Raw genomic sequence first — 21,902 nt, 5'->3', positions numbered from 1 at the left:
TTGCGAAGTGATAAGGTTTCCCCGTCGGTTCTCTCCCGGCGGGGAATTCTTTGTGCCCGCCAGCCGTGCCGGTTCGCGCTTCCAGCGTGCATTATGGGAAAATAAAAGATAATTGTGCCAGCTGCCTGATGAACCTCCATGAAAGGAATATGCGAGTGGCTCCTCTGTCGAAAAATCCGCCAATACCGGCGGCTACCGACCCCGCGATTATTCGCAACTTCTGCATTATTGCACATATCGATCACGGAAAATCCACGCTCGCTGACCGTATGCTTCAGGCAACTGGCGTTGTCGCGCCGCGCGATATGAAGGCACAATACCTTGACCGCATGGATATTGAGCGTGAACGAGGCATCACCATTAAATCCCAGGCAGTACGTATGCCATGGGAGATCGACGGTACTTCCTATGCACTCAATATGATTGATACTCCGGGACACGTTGACTTCACCTATGAAGTCTCTCGCTCACTTGCCGCATGCGAAGGCGCTCTGCTTCTTGTTGATGCAGCACAGGGGATTGAAGCCCAAACTCTCGCCAACCTTTACTTAGCGATGGAGAACGATCTTACGATTATTCCCGTCCTGAATAAGATCGACTTGCCCGCCGCTATGCCCGATAAATATGCTGAGGAGCTGGCAAACCTTATTGGTTGCGAACCTGAGGAGGTTCTGCGGGTTTCGGGTAAAACCGGTGAGGGTGTAGAAGCTCTACTGGATCGTATTGTCGAAGGTATACCCGCGCCCGTTGGCCAAGCGAATGCGCCTGCCCGCGCCATGATTTTTGACTCGGTGTACGATTCCTACCGCGGAGTGGTCACCTATGTGCGTGTCGTAGATGGAAAACTTGAACCGCGCCAGAAAATCAAGATGATGTCTACCGGAGCAGAACACGATCTGCTTGAGATTGGGGTAATTTCACCCGACCCCATTCCCTCCAAAGGGCTGAGCGTAGGTGAAGTGGGCTATTTGATCACTGGCGTGAAGGACGTTCGGCAGTCCCGCGTGGGCGATACCGTAACCTCTGCCGTCAAACCTGCTGCAGAATCCCTAGGCGGCTATGAAGACCCGAAACCTATGGTGTTCTCTGGGCTATTTCCTATTGATGGTTCAGATTATCCGGCGTTGCGAGATGCCCTAGACAAGCTCAAGCTCAACGATGCTGCGCTTGTCTACGAACCCGAAACTTCTGCAGCACTCGGGTTTGGTTTCCGGTGTGGCTTCTTAGGCCTGCTGCACCTTGAAATCGTGCGCGAACGCTTGGAACGCGAGTTCAATCTCGACCTTATTTCGACCGCCCCCAACGTTATCTACGATGTTGTGGACGAATCGGGTAATGCAAAGCGCGTGACTAATCCAAGCGAGTTCCCCGAGGGTAAGGTCGCAACCATTCGTGAACCGATGGTGGCATGTACGATTATTGCCCCCAGCGACTATATTGGGGCGATCATGGAGTTGTGCCAGTCGCGCCGCGGGCAAATGGGCGGCATGGACTACCTATCTGAGGATCGCGTTGAGATGCGGTACCGCCTGCCGCTGGCCGAGATTGTCTTTGATTTCTTCGATCAGCTCAAGTCCCGTACTCGTGGGTATGCATCCTTGGACTGGAAGTTCGATGGTGAGGAAGAGGCTGACCTGGTGAAGGTCGATATCCTGCTTCAGGGTGAGAAAGTGGATGCTTTCTCGGCTATTACCCATCGCGACAAGGCCTATTCGTACGGTTTGATGATGACGAGTAAACTCCGTGAGCTAATACCTCGTCAGCAATTTGAGGTTCCTATTCAGGCTGCTATTGGTTCTCGCATCATTGCCCGCGAGAATATCCGCGCTATGCGCAAGGACGTGCTGTCAAAATGCTACGGTGGCGATATTTCGCGTAAGCGCAAGCTGCTGGAAAAGCAGAAGGAAGGCAAGAAGCGCATGAAGATGGTCGGCCGCGTCGAGGTACCGCAAGAGGCATTCATCGCCGCCCTATCTTCGGGCGAAGAGAAAGAGAAGAAAGACAAAAAGAAGTAAATCTTTACCGTCTTTCTTGCGGGTAGAGACCTGACTCCAAGAAAAGAGCGTCTCTACCCATCATTTTTACGCACATGCACTCGGCTAGATTCTCATGAAGGAGGCATCGTATGGCACCCGCGCAACCGGTTGGCGCGCCCGCGCCGCGTGATGGACGCATCCCAGCCTCGTGTGCGCACGGGTGCCAAAACCGTGATTTTAGCCTCTATGTACATATTCCGTTCTGCTCAGTGCGATGTGGGTATTGTGATTTCAACACTTATGCCACCGAAGATTTTGGTGACGGGATAGGGCTGGGTACGTATGCGGACGATGCTACAGCTGAGATTTTCTTTGCCGCTCGCGCTCTTGAAGCATCCGGGGTGGTAAAGCGGCCGTTGCATACGGTATTCTTCGGCGGGGGTACGCCCACGAAACTCCCTGCGTATGATTTGGTGCGCATCCTGAGAACTGCAATTGATATTTTCGGTATCGAAGATGGTGCTGAGGTCACCACCGAGGCTAATCCTGACTCTGTCACCTATGAGGATCTGCAGACGTTAAAAGACGGCGGATTTACGCGTGTTTCTTTTGGTATGCAATCTGTTGTGCCCGAGGTTTTGAAAGTTCTTGACCGTACCCATACGCCCGAAAATGTTCCTAAAGTTGTGGCGTGGGCGCGAGATATTGGTCTTCAAGTATCGATAGATTTAATTTATGGCTCTCCGTCAGAAACGCTGGAGCAGTGGGAGCAAAGTGTGCAAGCGGCGATTTCTTATCAGCCAGACCACATTTCTGCATATTCTTTGATTGTTGAAGACGGTACTAAACTTGCCGCACAAATTCGGCGCGGTGAATATACAATGCCTGATGATGACCTCATGGCAGATATGTATTTGCGTGCAGAAGATCTTCTCATGCAAGCCGGATATCGGTGGTATGAGGTCTCGAATTATTCTCGGTCTGAGCATACTCGAAGTGACCATAATATGGCGTATTGGCGTAATCAAGACTGGTGGGGAATAGGACCGGGAGCACATTCACATATAAACGGTACCCGGTGGTGGAATATTAAACATCCCGTTCCCTATGCGCATCGCGTTCGAGCTGGGCAGTCGCCGGCCGCAGCGCGAGAGATTTTAGACTCAGATTCTCGTTCTTTTGAGACGATTATGCTGTTGATTCGAGTACGTGAGGGGCTGCCTATGCACGAGCTTCTAGCCGTGCATCCTGCCGCTGACCTGGGGTCTTCTTTACGGTGGTTGCTCTCGCAAGGTCTCATTGAACCCGACATTTTTACAAATACTGGTGCGCCCAACCCTGATGCTTCGGTAAAACTCACACTGCAGGGGCGACTTTTAGGTGATGCTGTTACTCGAGAATTACTTCCAGATATAAAATAAATGTCTCGTAAAATATGCGAGAATACTTACCCCAAAAATATAATTGCCTTAACTTTCAGGATAAAATAATTGAATTACTAGACATTAGGTTGAAACTAAGGTAGAGTTTATATTGGCAGGACGGTATATGTTACAGCGTGTTGTCGTCTTTGCTGAAGTTGAGTGAATACGGTTGAAGGTCCCTTGTGTATCAGGGGCCTTCAATCGTTAACAGGTGTTTTATGTGGTATGTAATATGCGCGTAAAAATAAAGGGCCACATATTCCATATCGAAATAGTGACCCTGGATGCCTTGCCTTATACGATGTATAAGTCTGTTTATACGCGGCGCTCGGCTGCCTGTTGTTGCTGTTGCCCTTCCATTTCTTCTCGGTGCTGCTTCTTCTTTTCTTTGAAGTCTTCAGCAGGCTTGAGGAAAAGGTCAAGGATACGCAGGTTGAGCTTGTACCTATGAGGTTCTCCTTGAGCGGCGTAGATGCCCGCAATTACGGAACTGATCGCCATATAAAGCCACAGAATAGCAGTAAAGAACATCATGAGGCTTGCCATGCCGGGCACGAAGCTCAAAATGAGAAGAACAAGAATCATGATTGAAGGCAGAAGCGTAAAGTTCATGGCTTCACGTGACTCTTGCTCAGTGAAGGGGGCGCGGTCACGATACAAATAGTAGATAGCAGCGGCAGGCAAAAACCCGATGATGCCGCTAAAGTGAGCAAAAGTCGCCATGCTCCGGTCCTGCGACACAGGCAAAGGTGTAATGTTTCGTTTATGCCCCTCCGGGCGAGTATCTTGAACCACAGAAATCCTGATTATTACTCGTCTATTTTGCTCTGCCGTACACATGCCTCAGTTGGTGCACCTGTACAACCTAAAATCCTTATTTATTGTAACGTGTTTTACCGAACGCCTTGCCAGAGGCGCGGCATAGACAACCTGAGCTACTCACATTACCTTATTCAGTCAGAAAATCAATGAGCGACTCAACAGGTCCTAGCAGCGTAGGATCAAGATCAGAATAAGAGTCAACTCGGGAAAGAATACGTTTCCAGGCGTTTGCCACGTCTTCCTGGTTTTGATGTGGCTGTCCCAACCGACGTAGAATTCCTTTCTTCCAGTCCTCACCTCGAGGCACCTGCGGCCATGCCGGAATTCCGAGAACCTGCGGCTTGACGGCCTGCCAAATATCAATGAAAGGGTGCCCCACAATCTTAATATTTCCAGCAGCGCCGGGAACAGCTAAAGCCTCCGCCACAACACGTTCTTCCTTGGTGCCTTTCAGAAGATGATCCACAAGAATTCCAAGTCGTCGCTCTGGACCGGGGGAGAACTCTTCAACGGCAGTTGCTAAATCATCAACACCATGAAGGGGCTCGACCACAATACCTTCAACCCGCAGATCATGGCCCCACACTTTCTCGACGAGTTCCGCATCATGAAGCCCCTCAACCCAGATTCTGGATGCGCGCGCCACCCGTGCTGGAGCGTTTTCAACTGCTACCGAACCAGAACGAGAAATTTTGCGCCCTGAGGTCTTTCGTGGTGTTGGGGCAACAATCTCAACCGGTTCGCCCTCAAGAAAGTACCCGATTCCTAAAGGAAAATTTTTGACCCGTCCGTGAGCGTCTTCAAGCCCGAAAAATATTTCTCCACCGATACGTTCGGCACGCACTACTTCGCCAACCCACCCGTTAAGATCCTCAAGGACCATCCCGCGTTTTAGCTCGACCCGACGAGGAGAAGCAGGCCTGTTATTTATTGAGGCACGTGATAGATCTTGTGCACCCCAAGCGTATCGTTCACTCATATCTTGCATCCTTCGTACAACGGCACCACGGATATTGCCTGGTTTCCGCAGGTTAGCTTCTGGCAGAACCCATCCAATTCTAAAGTATTGATAACTCGCTTCTGGCGAAAGACTAGTACCGTTAGGGGTTACCCGGCTATGATAAAAGTAGTTTTTAGCACTCTCTCAACAAGAGTGCCAGATTATGCTTTTCCAGATTGTTAACCACCGATAGGGTCGCAAGGAGTACCATGTCACACGAACGCCGCATGCGCATACTGCAGGCAATCGTTGAAGACTACGTGCGCACAGGCGAACCCATAGGTTCAAAGACGCTGGCACAGCGCCACCATCTTCAAGTATCCAGTGCCACGATACGCAATGATATGGCAGCTTTAGAAGAACAGGGACTTTTGAGCGCACCGCACGCCAGCGCTGGGCGTATTCCTACAGAACAGGGATACAGGTTCTTCGTCGATGCTCTAACCGCGCCGCGTGCTCTCTCTGCAACCCAAGTTTCGGCGTTACGGCAAATTCTTGAAAGCGCACACAGCGTAGAAGACATGATTGAAGCCGCCACCCGAACACTTGCGCATCTCACGCATCAGGTAGCACTTATCCAGTACCCAACACGTAACGCTGGAACTCTCTTGCATCTTGAGTTCGTACCCCTAGATTCACGCACGCTTTTAGCATTGCTTATCAGTGATCTTGGCACAATCCACCGGGTTACCGTGATATTGCCGGAGACTACAGCCTTATCGCATGATGAAACTGTGTCAGCTCTTGCAGCGATTAAAGAAAACCTGCTTAAAATGCTTCAGGGTTTACCCTTCGAAAACATAAGTGCATTGCTGCCAGAAGCGCATCATCCAGCGTTGCGAGGTCGTTCTCCGGAGCTTACCGAAGCTATCGTGGATCATCTGCGAGCACAACCTTATTTTGAACGAGATATTCGCTTCGCGATCTCTGGCACCTCAAACCTAGCACGAAGTCACGACGACTTCTCGGCGAGCATAGCTCCCATTTTGGATGCGCTCGAAGAACAAGTTACGCTGCTTCGCGTGCTGTCTCACGCATCGGTTCAAGAAGCCGGGTACAGTGTAAGGATCGGTCACGAGAATACGGAGCAAGCGCTTCAAGGAGCTTCTATTGTCACTGGTGAATACGATTCACCCGTTGTAGTTTCATACGGCAAACAACATTTACCAGATAATGAAGGCGCCTTGGGGAAGCATACGGCAAAACTTGGCGTGGTGGGTCCAGTCCGCATGGATTACCGTGGTAACATTGCGGCGGTGAACGCGGTAGCTCGCTATCTAGGTCATGTCTTAGGCACACGAGCATCATGACATCGTGCGAGTAATTCCTCAGAACCCCGTAAACTTACCGATTTTATATTGACACCATATCCGGAGCACTCCGGTACGAAAAGGATAGAAGAAACACGTGAGCGATCACTACTCAACTCTTGGAGTCTCGAAGGATGCAAGCCCCGAAGAGATCAAAAAAGCGTACCGTAAAAAGGCGCGTCAACTGCACCCCGACGTTAACCCATCCGAAGAGGCAGCTGAGGAATTCAAACGTGTAACCCTCGCCTACGAAGTACTCTCAGATAACGAGAAACGCCGTAATTACGACGCTACCGGCGATGAACAGGGTCGTGCAGGATTCCCTGGAGGCGCAGGAGGGTTCGGCGGCTTTGGCTCAGGAAGTTTCGGGTTCCAAGACCTTTTCGATATGTTTACCGGAGGCGGTGGACAAAGCGGTCCCGCATCCCGCGTACGCCAGGGACAAGACGCACTTATCAACGTCTCGATATCCCTTAAAGACGCAGTTTTTGGCGTCGAAAAGACTGTAGAGCTTAACACGGCCGTCACTTGTAAATCCTGTGAAGGTGAAGGAACCGCTCCCGGAACCCACCCCGAAACCTGTGAGACCTGTCATGGCCAGGGATTCATGCAGCGCCGTGTTCAATCCATCCTAGGAACCGTCATGCAGCAGGTAGAGTGCCCCAGCTGTCAGGGATATGGCACCGTCATCAAACACCGCTGCCCAGAATGCCACGGACAGGGCCGTGTGGGCGAAAAACTCCCGCTGACCTTCACCGTTCCCGCCGGTGTTAATGACGGAGCCCGCATACGTCTGCGAGGTAAAGGCGAAGCTGGACTCAATGGTGGTCCCAATGGCGATCTTTATATTGATCTCAACGTTAAGCGCGATAAATACTTTGTTCGCGATGGTGATAATCTCACCACAACGGTGAATATTCCTATGGTCGCAGCCGTTTTAGGAACCACCGTACCCTTAGAAACCTTCGATGGGGTTCAAGAGATCACCATCCCTGAAGGCGCACAAAGCGGCGACATCGTAACTTTGAACGGCTTAGGTGTTACCCGCCTTCACTCCGATAAACGCGGAGACCTACAGGTACGTATTCAGGTCACAACACCGACCAATGTAAACTCCGAACAACGTGAGTTGCTCCAAAAATTCGCTGAACTTCGTGGAGAAGACTTGCACGAAGGCACCCACGTCAAACAAAAACATGGTCTTTTTTCGCGACTCAAAGACCAATTTAAATAGACAACATTCTTTGTATCCGAAGTGTTCTGAAAATCCTAGTACGGTAAGATGAAACACTTCGGATACAGCTTTATCAAGGATCTTATGAGCGCCCCCATTTTCTACATTACCGCCAAAGAGCTAGCCAGCTGCACGGCAGGGAGTACATTTACTCTAACTGGTCCGGAAGCGCATCACGCCAAGGTGAAACGCTTAGCTATAGGGGAGAACCTTGACCTTGCAGACGGCCAAGGGCATCGTATCCACGGTATTGTTTCAGCGATTTCCTCTGAAGGACTTGAAGTTACAGTCCAAAACCTAGATAAGGATGATAACAGCCTCTCAGTTTCCCTTGTGCAGGCACTCGCCAAAGATAACCGAGACATATTGGCAATTGAGACCGGCACCGAACTTGGAATTCGGAGCGTTATCCCGTGGAGTGCCGATCGCTCTATCGTGCGGTGGAAAGGGGAACGCGCTACTAAAGCTCACCAAAAGTGGCAAAATACTGTCTCTGCCGCCGCTAAGCAATCGCGTCGAGCGCTCATTCCTACCGTGGAAGAGCTGTATTCTTCGCAGGAACTCGCAGAACACATACGCGAGCTCACGGATCAGGGAGCGTATGTCTATATTCTGCATGAACAGGCCACTGAACCCTTAAGCGAATATCTGCGAAAGATTGGGTACAGCCCTGATAATCCCACCAGAATTTATATTCTTGTAGGACCTGAAGGAGGCATCACCGAACGGGAAATCGAACTTTTCACGCGGGCGGGTGCGTACAAGGCACTGTTAGGAACTGAAATTCTGCGAGCCTCCACTGCTGGTGCCGCAGCACTGTGCACTATCAACGTAGTGTTGGGACGCTGGTAAGTAACGTTACACTTATTTAAGAACCAACAAGCCAAGGAGCTTACTTTTGACGACTACCTCACGACCCCTCTCAACGGCACGTACCGTATCTTTCAAAAGCGCCGCAGAGATGATAGCGGTTCTTGGCCCTCAAGACGCGCATCTCACTATTGTTGAGGACTATTTCGACAATATTTCAATTCGTCCCAAGGATCTTGATCTTCTTATTTCCGGTCCGTCCGTATCTGTTACCACGGTTGCGAAGCTTCTCAATGAACTCCGTGTACTCGCTAGTCACGGTACACAGATTACAGTACAAGTTATCCATCGTCTGATGGGTATGCTCGGTGATGAACTTTCAAATCCAGCGCATACGCTCTCAGCGAGTATTCTTTCAACACGCGGTACGACGATTCGCCCGAAGACGGTAAACCAGAAAAAATATGTGGATGCTATTGACGCAAATACTGTTGTCTTCGGCATTGGTCCCGCTGGTACCGGTAAAACATATTTGGCTATGGCAAAAGCAGTGCAAGCCCTACAAAGCCGCGAGGTTAACCGAATTGTCTTAACTCGCCCCGCAGTAGAAGCAGGCGAGCGTCTAGGCTTTTTACCGGGAACTCTCAACGATAAGATTGACCCTTATTTGCGTCCTCTCTATGATGCTCTACACGACATGCTTGAACCGGCGGCTATCCCTAAGCTTATGGAGGCAGGAACAATTGAGGTTGCACCCCTCGCATATATGCGCGGGCGTACATTGAATGACGCTTTCGTCATCCTTGATGAAGCACAGAACACGACGGCTGAACAGATGAAGATGTTCCTGACTCGTTTAGGTTTTGGCTCCAAGATGGTAATCACCGGCGATATTACACAGGTTGATTTGCCGGGTGGTCAAGCTTCGGGGCTTAAACAGGTGCGTAATATTTTGACCGGGGTTGATGACATTGTTTTTAGCACCCTGGATTCATCTGATGTTGTGCGCCATAGTCTAGTGTCTAACATTGTCTCCGCGTACGATCAGTGGGGCGAAGATCAAAAGGCTATGGAACGTAAACGTAATCGTAAAGTTAAGCGCGCCACGATTGAAGCTGCGGCTGAGAAACTTTTGGATCGAGCCGGAATTAACGGTGGTGAGTCTGGGGAGAACCAGTCACAGCAGAAGGGTGGACAACGCTAGTGGCTGTACTTGATTTTCATGTTGAGGACATTATTAATGAGAAGCCTGGTAACGTCACGACTCAGCTTGTTCATGATGCTTTTGCGTCAGTAGATACCGAATTTCTCAGCAAGCTGGTGGATTACATCTTCGCGAAGCTTTTCATAAGCAAAGATACTTATCTCTCTATCGCCGTTGTTGGGGAGAAGCAGATGGAGAAGATTCATCTGGAATGGATGGACTTACCTGGGGCAACCGATGTCATGAGCTTTCCAATGGATGAGCTTGTTCCCGGCACTGAAGATGAGCTTACCCAGGGTATGCTGGGCGATATTGTGCTCTGCCCGCCGGTTGCGGCTCGTCAGGGTGCTGACGCCGGGCATTCCACGCTTGATGAGCTATGTCTGCTGACAACGCATGGGATTCTCCATTGTTTGGGGTATGATCATGGGACTGCACAGGAAGAAGCTGAAATGTTTAGGCTTCAACGCTCTTTACTTGAAGGCTTCTTGGGACGCGCTGCCCCCGTCGAGACCCGACATTAGGGGTATTTATGGCTGGGCTATTACTCTTTATCCTTGCTCTAATCGCAACGGTTTTAGCGTTTACAATCACTGTTGCGGAAACCGCCTTTGTCTATTTACCACGCACTGAGGCAGAGGAAGTCGCACAAGAACACCCACATAGTGTTTTTGCACGGGTTTTGACCGAAGCAAGTACCGGAAATGACGAGCGGTATACGCATCCCTTGCGGTTGGCGCGGGTTCTTACGACCGGGGTGGCTACTCTTGCCTTTATGGTCGCTATCCTTAACATAGTCGAGCATCACTGGCTGGCTGGGCTTATTACTCTGGCATGTGTCGCGTTAGTGGGATATCCGCTGCTTACGGTGTTGGCCCGGGCTTTAGGCCGTAACCGCGCGGTCGTGATGTTAAAAGGTCTTGCTGCTCCTGTACATTTCACCGCGATTACTCTCGGGTGGTTATCGTCTTTTCTTGATGCACTTGTACATAAGGCAGCACCACAGCGTGTTTTAGATGGTCCCGCCGGTGTTTTTGCCGAAGATGAGCTTCGCGAGTTCCTGGATCGTGCCTCTGATGCTGAGACTATTGAAGATGATGAGGCACAGATTGTTCAGTCGGTTTTCGAGCTTGATGATACGCGCATCCGCTCTATTATGGTGCCGCGCACAGATATGTTGACTGTTGAGGCTAATGAGAGTATCGAGAACGCGCTTAGCCTTTTTCTGCGTTCGGGATATTCGCGTATGCCGGTGATTGGGGAATCAAACGACGATGTGCTTGGCATCCTATATCTCAAGGACTGCATGCAGGCTCATCTTGCCCATAGCCGCGGTGATGCGCCAGATCCTAGCATTATCTCTCTTATGCGTGAGGCACGTTTTGAGCCTGAATCGAAGAAAGTTATGGATCTTTTGCGACAAATGCAACGGGAATCAACGCACGTTGCCGTCGTGGTTGATGAGTATGGCGGTACCGCCGGTATGGTCACGCTTGAGGATCTTATCGAAGAGCTCGTTGGCGATATTTCGGACGAATATGACAACGAGAAACCTGAGTATTCCCTTCAGGAAGATGGAAGCTTCAAAGTGTCGGCGCGTCTAAGCGTTGAAGATCTTGGAGAAATTTTTGGGATTGACCTTGACGATGAAGATGTAGATACCGTAGGCGGTTTGTTAGCGAAGCACCTAGGAAAAGTACCTATCGTGGGGTCTGAAGTCACGGTTGAGGGTATTACCATTCGTGCCATTGGTAGCAGCGGGCGGCGCCATCAAGTCGATATGTTGCGAGTGTACCGTCAAGAACCGCAGCCTCACTTAGGCGAAGAATCAAACTCACCGCAAGGCGCAGGTTTCAATACGCCGCTAGATTCATCTTCTTCTTAGCAAACATTTAACTAATTTTTATACGCTTAGCATTTCATCAGAAACGAGGAATCATGGATATCGAACGTGGCGGCTCTGCTCAGCATGCTTTCCCTGAGCATTATCGTGCAGGGTTTGTATCTTTAGTAGGGCGTCCCAACGCTGGAAAATCGACCCTTACGAATGCTTTGGTAGGGCAGAAGGTGGCGATTACATCAAGTCGCCCCCAAACAACACGCCACACGATTCGCGGTATTGTGCATCGAGACGATTATCAGCTGATCCTTGTTGATACTCCAGGTATTCACCGCCCTCGTACCCTTTTGGGGGAGCGACTTAATGATCTTGTTGCGGGCACTCTTTCTCAAGTGGATGTCCTGGGGTTTTGCATCCCAGCAAACGAGAAAATTGGTCCCGGTGACCGTTATATTGCTTCTCAGTTGGTGGCTTCAAGTAATAAACCTGTCGTGGCAATAGTCACAAAGTCTGATACTGTCGGTAGCGACCAGCTCTCCGAACAGCTTATAAAGGTGCAGGCTCTTGGTGAAGAGGTAATGAGCGCAGAACGCGCTGATCGAGCCCGCCGAGCTGTGCATCGTGAGAATCGTGTATCGCGTAGCAAAAAAGACAATAAAAATATACCTTTTGCCAAAGGTTCAGGTCCCGCAGCTCAACGACGAACTGGCAAAAATTATGAGCCCACAGTCCATGATGGTCAGGGTGGTTGGGCTGATATTATCCCGGTTTCAGCGGTACAGCACTTTCAAGTCGATGCCGTTGCTGACGTTTTGGCAAGTTACATGCCGGTTTCACCTCCGCTCTATCCTGAGGGTGAACTTACAGACGAACCTGAAGCTACCATGATCGCAGAATTTGTGCGTGAGGCCGCTTTAGAAGGCGCGCGTGAAGAACTGCCTCATTCTATTGCCGTCACTGTTGAGGAAATGAACTTTCGAGAAGGCCGTTCAAAAGATAACCCCTTGCTGGATGTACATGTTAACCTGTTTGTGGAACGCGAATCGCAAAAGTACATTATTATCGGCAAGGGTGGTTCTCATCTTCGGAAGATTGGTACACAAGCGCGTGAGCAGATTGAGGCTATGCTAGGCACTCGTGCATACCTCAATATTCATGTCAAGGTAGCTAAAGAGTGGCAATCTGATCCCCGAGCGCTGAATCGTTTAGGTTTTTAAGCGGTCCTGATACATAGAAAGAGAGTTGGTATGCCTCAGGCACCTTCTATGAAGAGTAGTGGTCGCCATATGCGCCACGGCATCATGAAGTCGGCGCGTAACAAGTGGATTGCGCTCTTGAGCGTCTGCATGTTGGTTGTCCTCATGGGCTTCGGCGGAGCTATTCTGCTACGTCTGCGCGCAAACTTGCATACTGAGCCGCTAAATATTAGTGACTTTACGGGTGCAGTTGAGAATGGTGCACTCGACATTCTGATTATCGGATCGGATACCCGTAAAGGTAATAATGGCGCCTACGGGAACGATGATGACCGCAACTCAGAAGCTCGTTCCGATGTGATGATGCTCCTGCAGATCAGCGCAGATCGTAAGAACGTAAATGTGCTGTCCTTTCCTCGTGACTTGGTGGTTTCGATCCCAAAATGCACCGACCCCAAGACTAATAAAGCCTATGAAGCTGAGGATGATATACAAATCAATGAATCATTGGCACGCGGCGGTCCGGGATGTACGGCAGCTACTATCAGCAAACTCACGGGCGTACACATTGACCACTTCATGCTGGTAGATTTCAATGCTGTTAAAGAACTCTCTCGCGTAGTAGGCGGCGTTGAAGTTTGTGTAGATAACCCCGTCAATGACGAGTACAGCGGATTGAATCTACCCGCTGGCAACTCGAAGGTCGAGGGAGAGCAGGCGCTTGCGTTCCTGCGTTCACGCCACGGCTTTGGTGATGGCTCTGATATTGGTCGTATTCAAGCTCAACAGGGATTCTTGTCAGCTCTGCTTCGTAAGGTCAAGGCCGAGGGAACACTCGATAATCCAAATAAACTTTTGAATATTGCGGAGGCTATCACCCAGAACGTCACGGTTGATGATGATCTGGGCAATCCCAACGAGATTGCCGGTATTGGTGCGACTATTGGCGGCATCGACCTGTCCGAGGTGGTTTTTGCAACTATCCCAACCGAGCCGTGGAACCAAGATCCCAACCGCCTGCAGCTTACCTCTGAGGCACAGTCGGTGTTCCAGCGCCTTCGTGATGATAAGTCGTTGAAGGTTGAAGAAGCGAAGCAAGGCGATAGTGCACCTGCACAGCTTGATAAGTCGATACCTATCACCGTGTATAACGCTACGGGCATTGACGGTCGTGCTGCAGCCCTTGCTCGTATCATCGGTAATCTTGGATACACAAGTGTAACCCCGGCAAGTACTGCCGAATCTGTTTCTACCACCACAATTTCTTATGGCGAGGGTTACGAAGCTGAGGCGCGCGAAATTGCTGCAAAGATGAATATCACGCGGGTAGAGCCGAACGCTCAGGTTATCGGCGTAACGCTTACCATCGGCACCGATTTCCCCAGTGGCGATGCGATGGAGAAACAAGATTCGCAGATCGCGGGTGGAGCTGCCGGTCAGACTGCTGATCAGGCCACCTGCCAGCATGCATTTGCTTACTAATGTAGTAAGGCTTTGACGCCTACCTTACGGGAGGTGCAGCCTAAGGTTTAAAACCTTAGGCTGCACCTCCCGCTTCTGTTTCAGGCAGGTACGTCTTGGAAAATTTCTATTCCATATGATGGACGATAGGAGTGTTGGGAAATAGCTCCTCTTCTGTCTCGTGGTAGCGTTGAGGTATGAAGACTCTCGGCGACTGTGCAGTTTCGCATCTGCTTCTCCTTATTCGCCGGAACGGGGCTTAGTTATTTCCGCACCCGTTCCGGGTATTTTGTGCGGCGCATTTTCGCGATTTATCACACCCGTTTATGAGCCTAATTTCAAGGCACGATTCTCAAGGAATTTAGTATGCAAAACTTCCAGCAGCCTTCGTCCATGCCAGTACATAAGTATCGTCCTTTTCACGAGCAGATTAAAGTCGATCTGCCGGATCGTACTTGGCCTTCACATGTAGCTACTCAAGCGCCACGTTGGTGTGCAGTTGATTTGCGTGACGGCAACCAAGCATTGGTCGATCCCATGGACACAAAACGCAAACTGGCGATGTTCGATTTACTCGTTCGTATGGGGTACAAAGAAATTGAGGTTGGTTTTCCCTCAGCTTCACAAACTGATTTTGATTTTGTGCGCACTCTGGTAGAAGACGGACATATTCCGGAAGATGTCACCATTCAGGTTTTGGTACAGGCACGAGAGCATCTGATTGCTCGTACCTTTGAAGCCATCGAAGGCGCTCCTCGAGCCATTGTTCATTTTTATAATTCAACTTCTGTGCTGCAGCGCCGCGTAGTATTCCGTCAAGATGAAGACGGTATCTTGGATATTGCTCTGCAGGGTGCACGCCTGTGTAAGAAATACGAAGAGCAAATGATTACGGATACCAAGGTTCTGTATGAGTACTCGCCGGAATCTTTTACGGGGACCGAACTTGAGTATGCGGCGCGCGTATGTAATGCCGTCGCAGATGAGCTTGAGGTCGGCGTCAATGGTCGCGAGCTCATCGTAAACCTGCCTGCTACCGTTGAGATGGCAACGCCTAATGTTTACGCAGACTCTGTGGAATGGATGAACCGTCATCTCAATAACCGTGACCACATCGTTTTGTCCCTACACCCCCATAACGACCGTGGTACGGGTGTTGCCGCCGCCGAATTAGGATATTTGGCGGGTGCTGACCGCATTGAGGGGTGTCTTTTCGGCAATGGGGAGCGCACCGGTAATGTCGATCTGGTTACTCTGGGCTTGAATCTCTATACCCAGGGGATCGATCCTCAGATTGATTTCTCTAATATTGATGAAATCCGCAAAACCGTTGAATATTGTAACCAGATGCCGGTTCATGAGCGTTCCCCCTATGGCGGCGATCTGGTGTTTACCGCTTTCTCTGGCTCGCATCAAGACGCTATCAAGAAGGGTTTTGAAGCTCTTGAAACTAGTGCGGCCGAGCAGGGTAAGACTGTGGACGAGGTTTTCTGGGAAGTTCCGTCCCTTCCTATCGATCCACGAGATTTGGGACGCACCTATGAAGCCATTATCCGCGTGAATTCGCAGTCTGGTAAGGGCGGTGTTGCATATCTGCTGAAGAAGGATTACGGCCTGGATTTGCCCAAGCGTGCCCAGGTTGAGTTCTCACAGATTGTGCAGGCTCGTACTGATGCCGACGGCGGCGAGATGACCTCGCAAAATCTGTGGAATATTTTCACGGATGAATACTTGCCTGCTCCTGATGATCAGCCTCGTTGGGGTAAGTATCGTATTGAGTCGATCAATATTGAGTCTGCTGACACGGGCTCGACATCCCTTCGCGTAGGGCTGAATATTGATGGTCATCTCTTTACCCGTACCGGTACGGGAACTGGTCCCGTGGATGCGCTTCAGAGTATTCTTCGTGACGAAGGCGTAGATCTGCGTGTGCTCGATTATTCTGAACACACCATGTCCTCCAGTTCAACCGCAAACGCTGCCTGCTATATTGAGGTTGCTATTGATGCGCGTGTGCTTTGGGGCATCGGGGTGGATGACTCGACCACTCGTGCAGCGCTGAAGGCTATGGTTTCAGCTGTGAACCGTGCGTTGCGTGATGAAGCGCATTCATCATCCATCTAAAGGTAAATCCTGCCTGTAAACACGGGGTTCTAGTGGTACATGTGCTGCTAGAACCCTGCTGTTTGTTAGGGAACGCGTGAGGACGACGGTTCACAAACCCAGACATGCGTTATCAGGTACGGTATTCTTGATTATCGTGGAGTATATTCAAGCAATTATTCTAGGTTTCGTACAGGGCCTTACCGAGTTCCTTCCGATCTCGTCGTCTGCCCATTTGCGCATTGTCGGTCAACTGTTGCCCGAAAATGTTGATCCTGGTGCCGCTTTTACCGCTATTACCCAGTTGGGGACTGAGACGGCGGTTCTAGTCTTTTTCTGGCGTGATATTGTGCGTATTATTCGTGCCTGGTTCGGTTCGCTCACCGGTAAAGTCAAGCGAGATGACCCTGATGCACGTATGGGATGGCTCATTATTATTGGTTCAATCCCCATTGGTGTTCTGGGTTTCCTCTTGGAAGACTACATCGACACCTCGTTCAGGTCTTTGTGGATTGTCGGGGCGCTTCTGATCGTTTTTGCTGTCTTCCTTGCGGTGGCCGATCGTTTCGGTAAGGAACAACGAGAGCTTAAAGACCTCAATATGAATCATGGTCTAGTCTATGGTTTGGCACAATCCTTAGCTCTTATCCCAGGTGTTTCTCGCTCGGGCGGCACCATTATGGCTGGCTTGTTCATGGGATACACTCGTGAGGCTGCAGCCCGCTACTCATTCCTGCTGGCGATGCCTGCTGTGTATATGTCTGGGCTTTATAAGGCCAGTAAAGTGGTTATCGGTCAAGAACACCTAGAGTATTACGGTTTGCTCTCCACGCTCATCGCAACTGTGATTGCTTTTGTCGTTGGTTATTTGATCATCGGTTGGTTCCTCAAGTACGTATCGACTCGGTCATACAGTATTTTCGTGTGGTACCGCATTATTCTGGGCACGCTAATTTTCGTAGGCCTGGGTACAGGCTTTATTACGTCGTAGTACGCTTTGAGCGTTCACCATGTTATACCCGTCCGCTAGGTTGAGCTGGGCGGGTATGCTTGTAGGTAGATTTTTGGTCGTTGAAAGGAAGCCCTATGCGAGCTTGGGATACGCCCACAGTTCCGTCTCTGCCGGGGTCGGCACCACTACCGCAGATCTTTGATACTTCGACGGGCACTGTGGTTCAGCTTCAAGAGCCCCAACACGCAGGGTTGTATGTCTGCGGGATAACCCCGTACGATGCAACGCATATGGGCCATGCTTCAACCTATGTTGCTTTTGATGTGCTCAATCGTGCCTGGCGTGATGCCGGGGTAACTGTCACTTATGTACAAAATGTGACTGATGTGGACGACCCACTATTAGAGCGTGCCACTGCTACTGGCGTTGATTGGCAAGAACTTGCCGAAGAGCAGACTGAACTTTTCAGGACCGATATGGAGGCGCTTCATGTGCTTCCGCCTGATCATTATGTGGGCGTCGTTGAATCCATTCAATGGCTTTTCCCGGTGATTGAGGATCTTGTTGAACGTTCCCTGGCGTATCGTGTGGCGGGGTATGTCGATGAAAAGGGTGTGCAGCACCCCGGCGGTGATATCTATCTTGATCTAAAGGCGGTACAGGCACTTCCACAGAATGAGGACGGATATTCCTGGACTCCTGGCGAAGTCAGCCACATGAGCCGCGATGAGATGCTCGATATTTTCTCTGAACGTGGGGGAGACCCTGAGCGTTCGGGCAAGCGTGACCCTTTAGACCCGCTTTTGTGGCGTATTAAGCGTGAAGGTGAGCCTTCGTGGGATGCAGGCTCTCTAGGGGAGGGCCGTCCCGGCTGGCATATTGAATGCACGATGATTGCTCGTAAATTTATAGATGGTCCGCTGACGGTTCAAGCAGGTGGTTCCGATCTAAAATTCCCGCACCATGATTTGGGCGCCGGACATTCATGGGCCGTCTCGAACCGCCCACATGCTTTGCACTATGCGCACACTGGGATGGTGGGACTTGATGGTCATAAGATGAGTAAATCCCGCGGTAACCTCGTGCTGGTTTCTAAACTTCGTGCAGCGGGTGTTGACCCCAATACGATCCGACTCACTATTATGGATCACCACTACCGTGAAGATTGGTTCTGGACTGATGAGGATCTTAAGAAGGCTCAGGCTCGCCTAGATCTTTACCGTCAGGCGGTTGAAAGCGCTAACGGTACTGATTCATCTGCGGCTGAACAGGCGCTAGAGAAGGTACGGGAGTATCTGGCGAATGATCTGAAAACATCAGGTGCGCTCATGGCACTTGACGCTTGGGCTATTTCGGCTCTTGAGCAGGTGCGCGATGGTAACGCTGAGCCTTGTGGCGGCGGAGAACTTATTCGAGACACGCTCTCAGCACGCCTAGGAGTTGTGCTCTAAAACAGGTTCTACTATGAACGACTGGTTCCCGTACTAAGCTTTGAGTCTTGATATGGGAACCTTTGTTTATCCATAGAACCGGTAGAATAGAAATAAACTACGTGACAAGGAGACACACAGCATATGACCACTCCCACCGGTGCCATTAACCGCCGTGGTTCATTCCGCCCCGGCGAGCGCGTGCAATTAACCGACGAGCGTGGTCGCATCACCACCATCACTCTGCAGCAAGGTGGGGAGTACCATTCACATCGAGGGTTCCTCAAACACGATGAACTCATCGGTGCGCCTGAAGGAACTGTTATTGAGAACACTCACGGTTTTCTTTATCAGGCGCTGCGCCCTCTGTACAAAGATTTTGTGTTGTCTATGCCGCGTGGTGCTGCCGTGGTGTACCCCAAAGATGCCGCTCAGATTATTGTGAAGGCCGATATTTTTCCGGGGGCTCGTGTTGTCGAAGCCGGTGTTGGTTCCGGTGCTCTTTCTATCGCTTTATTGCGAGCTGTAGGCGATGATGGCTGTGTGCATTCTTTTGAACGTCGCGAAGAATTCGCTGAGGTCGCGCGTGCAAATATTGAGACTATGTTCGGGGGAACGCATCCAGCGTGGAAGCTGAGCATTGGCGATCTCCAAGAGAGACTTCCCGAAGTTGAGCAGCCCGGCAGTGTCGATCGTGTGGTACTTGATATGCTTGCGCCTTGGGAATGTTTGGATGCTGTTGCGCAGGCTCTTGCACCGGGTGGGGTGTTAATTTGTTATGTGGCAACGGTAACCCAAATGTCTCGGCTGGTGGAAGGGCTGCGTGCGGATGGTCGTTTTACAGAGCCTGAGTGCGATGAAACTATGGTACGCGGCTGGCATGTTGAGGGGTTAGCGGTTCGTCCAGATCACCGGATGGTTGCGCATACAGCTTTTCTGATCGTAGCCCGGCGCCTTGCAGATGGTGCAGTTCGTCTTTCTCCGAAGCGTCGGGCTTCTAAAAACGACTTCACCGATGATGATATGAATGCCTGGATTCCGATGAATGTGGGGGAGCGAGAGGTTACTGATAAGAAGGTGCGCCGTGCCCTACGGGACGCTAAAAATCTTGCGGAGCATGCAGTGCATGCCCATCGGGTGGCTGTAGCTGAATCTCAGGAAGAAACTTCTATACCCAATGGTTTAGATAAACCCGAGTAGGCTTGACCAATATTTCTGGCCCGCAGCGGTGGGCAAAAACACCGTCCATGACAAGTTTGCTGATGAGAGGAAAAGGATTTGACGCCTGAACATATAAATCCGTCTCGGGAATCGTCTTCAGATCCCAAGTCGTCGGCTCGTCAGCCAAGCCCCGCGCCGCATTATTCTGCAGCTCAGAGCCAGAATCCGATTCCTTCTTCTCGCGCTGTAAGCCCCCAAGAGTATGAGGCTTTACTGAGGCGTGTAAGTGCTGCTGAGTCGACTCGCACTAATATGAACCGGCAGTTACGAGCCGCTTCTGAGAAAAATCGTAAATTGGTTGAGGCACTTACTCACTTCAAATATGAGATTGAGCGGCTACGGGCTTCACTAGCGCAAGAGATCATGCCCCCGTTGAATTCAGGAATTATTCTTGCGGTCAGTACGGGACAGCGTATGACCTATGCGCAGGCTGTTGACGATAAAACCCCCGCTGAAGTTGAAGATTACCTTGACGTTCAGGTTGGGGGACGTCTTATGCGCGTTCCTCTCTCCCCACTTTTGGACCGTAAAAACTTGGCACCGGGTATGACGGTGCTCCTCAATGAACAGTCTGAAGCTGTTCTATCCCTTGGATATGAATCCTATGGGGACGTTGTGACGATTCGTGAGGTTCTGAATCCCCAGAAAGTGCTCATCGATACTGCTTCTGGTGCTCAGCAAGTTGCCCGTGTCTCAGGGGAGCTTGATGCCGGCACTCTGCGCACAGGCGATGCAGTTACCCTAGATAGCCGCATCCGGATGGTTACCGGGATAGTTCCGGCAAGCCGCTCTCAAGAACTCGTTCTCGAAGAGATTCCGGATATTTCTTACGAAGATATTGGTGGCCTCGGAGCGCAAATTGAGCAGATCCGCGATGCCGTTGAGCTGCCTTATCTGCACCCAGAGATTTTCGAGCGTTACCATTTGGCACCGCCCAAAGGTATATTGCTCTACGGACCGCCCGGAAACGGTAAGACCATGATCGCCAAAGCTGTGGCAAACTCACTGGCGGCGCGTGCTGCCGCGTTAAACCCAGGTACAAATACTCGCGGTTATTTCCTTAATATCAAAGGCCCAGAGCTCCTCGATAAATTCGTGGGAGAGACCGAACGGCAGATCCGTGATATTTTCGTGGCGGCGCGGGAAAAAGCCCAAGCTGGTCACCCAGTCGTTGTGTTCTTCGACGAAATGGAGTCACTATTCCGTACCCGTGGCACGGGGCGTTCTTCAGATATAGAAACCACCATCGTTCCACAGCTTCTTGCTGAAATCGACGGCGTTGAATCCTTACAGAACGTTATCGTCATCGGCGCCACAAACCGTGAAGACCTCATTGACGCTGCAGTTATGCGCCCAGGGCGCCTCGACCTGAAAATCCGTATTAACCGTCCAGATGCCTCTGGAGCTACCGAGATTTTCGGGCTATATCTCACGGACGATCTGCCTCTAGATCCCCACGAAGTCGCCAAGCACGGTTCGGCAGAGGCGACGCTAGCAGCCATGATCTCTGCTGCCGTCGCGCAGCTTTATGCTCGTACTTCCGCTAACGCCTATGTAGCAGCAACTTTGGACCAGGGTATTAACACAGCAGATAATCCCCGCCTGCACGAAGAGACCCTATATCGCGGTGACTTTGTCTCTGGCGCCGTTATCCGCAACATTGTGGATCGCGCTAAAAAGTATGCCATCAAGGAACACCTCAGCTACACAAGCTCACCTCCCACCGGTATTGCCCATGAACCCCAACCAGAAGGTATTACCACAAGACACCTTCTCGAAGCGGTACGCGCAGAATTTGAAGATCAAGTTGAGCTGCCGCCCCTACCTGATGTTGAAGATGCACTCACCGTACGCGGAATACGAGGCAGGATTCTTTCCATCACGCCGCCACATACCGCCACTACACCTTAATCGTTCCA

17 protein-coding genes are annotated in these 21,902 nt (G+C 50.7%); 15 read left to right on the top strand and 2 right to left on the bottom strand.

Features of this window, described 5'->3' with window-relative positions:
* Positions 1 to 155 precede the first annotated feature (155 nt).
* A complete protein-coding gene (gene lepA / locus HMPREF3164_RS08095) occupies positions 156 to 2,015 on the top strand; it encodes a translation elongation factor 4 (protein WP_070450296.1) in 1,860 nt (619 codons plus the stop codon).
* A gap of 110 nt (positions 2,016 to 2,125) precedes the next feature.
* Positions 2,126 to 3,397: a radical SAM family heme chaperone HemW gene (hemW, locus tag HMPREF3164_RS08090; protein ID WP_048752135.1), complete on the top strand. Its 1,272-nt coding sequence runs from the start codon at positions 2,126 to 2,128 to the stop codon at positions 3,395 to 3,397.
* Positions 3,398 to 3,715: 318 nt separating this feature from the next.
* Here hemW and HMPREF3164_RS08085 read toward each other — a convergent pair whose 3' ends face one another.
* Positions 3,716 to 4,123: a DUF4870 domain-containing protein gene (locus HMPREF3164_RS08085; RefSeq protein ID WP_004004700.1), complete on the bottom strand. Its 408-nt coding sequence runs from the start codon at positions 4,121 to 4,123 to the stop codon at positions 3,716 to 3,718.
* A 226-nt stretch (positions 4,124 to 4,349) separates the two neighbouring features.
* A complete protein-coding gene (locus HMPREF3164_RS08080; protein WP_246822648.1) occupies positions 4,350 to 5,201 on the bottom strand; it encodes a DUF3097 family protein in 852 nt (283 codons plus the stop codon).
* Between the two features lie 230 nt (positions 5,202 to 5,431).
* Here HMPREF3164_RS08080 and hrcA point away from each other — a divergent pair, with 230 nt between their 5' ends.
* The 13 genes from hrcA to arc all read left to right on the top strand — a co-directional run bounded on the left by hrcA (position 5,432) and on the right by arc (position 21,894).
* Positions 5,432 to 6,532: a heat-inducible transcriptional repressor HrcA gene (hrcA, locus tag HMPREF3164_RS08075; protein ID WP_070450291.1), complete on the top strand. Its 1,101-nt coding sequence runs from the start codon at positions 5,432 to 5,434 to the stop codon at positions 6,530 to 6,532.
* Between the two features lie 97 nt (positions 6,533 to 6,629).
* Positions 6,630 to 7,766 carry a molecular chaperone DnaJ gene (dnaJ, locus tag HMPREF3164_RS08070; protein WP_004004697.1) on the top strand — a complete coding sequence of 379 codons (1,137 nt, stop codon included), beginning with the start codon at positions 6,630 to 6,632 and terminating at the stop codon, positions 7,764 to 7,766.
* Between the two features lie 84 nt (positions 7,767 to 7,850).
* Positions 7,851 to 8,618 carry a 16S rRNA (uracil(1498)-N(3))-methyltransferase gene (locus HMPREF3164_RS08065; protein WP_070450288.1) on the top strand — a complete coding sequence of 256 codons (768 nt, stop codon included), beginning with the start codon at positions 7,851 to 7,853 and terminating at the stop codon, positions 8,616 to 8,618.
* Between the two features lie 46 nt (positions 8,619 to 8,664).
* Positions 8,665 to 9,780, top strand: a complete 1,116-nt coding sequence (locus HMPREF3164_RS08060; protein WP_070450285.1) for a PhoH family protein — start codon at positions 8,665 to 8,667, stop codon at positions 9,778 to 9,780.
* Between the two features lie 32 nt (positions 9,781 to 9,812).
* Positions 9,813 to 10,304: an rRNA maturation RNase YbeY gene (gene ybeY / locus HMPREF3164_RS08055; protein WP_256387509.1), complete on the top strand. Its 492-nt coding sequence runs from the start codon at positions 9,813 to 9,815 to the stop codon at positions 10,302 to 10,304.
* An 8-nt stretch (positions 10,305 to 10,312) separates the two neighbouring features.
* Positions 10,313 to 11,665, top strand: coding sequence for a hemolysin family protein (locus HMPREF3164_RS08050; RefSeq protein ID WP_048754040.1), 1,353 nt, complete (start codon positions 10,313 to 10,315; stop codon positions 11,663 to 11,665).
* Positions 11,666 to 11,718: 53 nt separating this feature from the next.
* Positions 11,719 to 12,837: a GTPase Era gene (locus tag HMPREF3164_RS08045; RefSeq protein ID WP_070450279.1), complete on the top strand. Its 1,119-nt coding sequence runs from the start codon at positions 11,719 to 11,721 to the stop codon at positions 12,835 to 12,837.
* 30 nt (positions 12,838 to 12,867) lie between these two features.
* Complete coding sequence (locus HMPREF3164_RS08040; protein ID WP_070450276.1) at positions 12,868 to 14,298, top strand: LCP family protein; 1,431 nt, start codon at positions 12,868 to 12,870, stop codon at positions 14,296 to 14,298.
* A gap of 345 nt (positions 14,299 to 14,643) precedes the next feature.
* Positions 14,644 to 16,401 carry a 2-isopropylmalate synthase gene (gene leuA / locus HMPREF3164_RS08035; protein ID WP_070450273.1) on the top strand — a complete coding sequence of 586 codons (1,758 nt, stop codon included), beginning with the start codon at positions 14,644 to 14,646 and terminating at the stop codon, positions 16,399 to 16,401.
* Between the two features lie 136 nt (positions 16,402 to 16,537).
* Entirely contained in the window at positions 16,538 to 17,371 is an 834-nt protein-coding gene (locus HMPREF3164_RS08030; protein WP_172884759.1) for an undecaprenyl-diphosphate phosphatase, read from the top strand.
* Positions 17,372 to 17,466: 95 nt separating this feature from the next.
* Positions 17,467 to 18,783 (top strand): cysteine--1-D-myo-inosityl 2-amino-2-deoxy-alpha-D-glucopyranoside ligase, encoded by a 1,317-nt coding sequence (gene mshC, locus HMPREF3164_RS08025; RefSeq protein WP_070450270.1) that lies wholly within the window; start codon positions 17,467 to 17,469, stop codon positions 18,781 to 18,783.
* 123 nt (positions 18,784 to 18,906) lie between these two features.
* Positions 18,907 to 19,962, top strand: coding sequence for a tRNA (adenine-N1)-methyltransferase (locus HMPREF3164_RS08020; RefSeq protein ID WP_070450267.1), 1,056 nt, complete (start codon positions 18,907 to 18,909; stop codon positions 19,960 to 19,962).
* Positions 19,963 to 20,235: 273 nt separating this feature from the next.
* Positions 20,236 to 21,894 (top strand): proteasome ATPase, encoded by a 1,659-nt coding sequence (arc, locus tag HMPREF3164_RS08015; RefSeq protein WP_141744123.1) that lies wholly within the window; start codon positions 20,236 to 20,238, stop codon positions 21,892 to 21,894.
* The last annotated feature ends 8 nt before the right edge of the window (positions 21,895 to 21,902 follow it).

This window comes from Rothia sp. HMSC08A08 (assembly GCF_001808385.1).
Lineage (GTDB): Bacteria > Actinomycetota > Actinomycetes > Actinomycetales > Micrococcaceae > Rothia > Rothia dentocariosa.
This window is presented reverse-complemented; position numbering and strand designations above follow the sequence as displayed.

Bases quoted from the DNA above. Each gene is read 5' to 3' on its own strand.
- hemW (WP_048752135.1), top strand. From the start codon at position 2,126: ATGGCACCCGCGCAACCGGTTGGCGCGCCCGCGCCGCGTGATGGACGC.
- HMPREF3164_RS08085 (WP_004004700.1), bottom strand. From the start codon at position 4,123: ATGGCGACTTTTGCTCACTTTAGCGGCATCATCGGGTTTTTGCCTGCC.
- HMPREF3164_RS08080 (WP_246822648.1), bottom strand. From the start codon at position 5,201: ATGAGTGAACGATACGCTTGGGGTGCACAAGATCTATCACGTGCCTCA.
- hrcA (WP_070450291.1), top strand. From the start codon at position 5,432: ATGTCACACGAACGCCGCATGCGCATACTGCAGGCAATCGTTGAAGAC.
- HMPREF3164_RS08065 (WP_070450288.1), top strand. From the start codon at position 7,851: ATGAGCGCCCCCATTTTCTACATTACCGCCAAAGAGCTAGCCAGCTGC.
- HMPREF3164_RS08050 (WP_048754040.1), top strand. From the start codon at position 10,313: ATGGCTGGGCTATTACTCTTTATCCTTGCTCTAATCGCAACGGTTTTA.
- HMPREF3164_RS08045 (WP_070450279.1), top strand. From the start codon at position 11,719: ATGGATATCGAACGTGGCGGCTCTGCTCAGCATGCTTTCCCTGAGCAT.
- HMPREF3164_RS08040 (WP_070450276.1), top strand. From the start codon at position 12,868: ATGCCTCAGGCACCTTCTATGAAGAGTAGTGGTCGCCATATGCGCCAC.
- leuA (WP_070450273.1), top strand. From the start codon at position 14,644: ATGCAAAACTTCCAGCAGCCTTCGTCCATGCCAGTACATAAGTATCGT.
- mshC (WP_070450270.1), top strand. From the start codon at position 17,467: ATGCGAGCTTGGGATACGCCCACAGTTCCGTCTCTGCCGGGGTCGGCA.
- HMPREF3164_RS08020 (WP_070450267.1), top strand. From the start codon at position 18,907: ATGACCACTCCCACCGGTGCCATTAACCGCCGTGGTTCATTCCGCCCC.
- arc (WP_141744123.1), top strand. From the start codon at position 20,236: ATGAACCGGCAGTTACGAGCCGCTTCTGAGAAAAATCGTAAATTGGTT.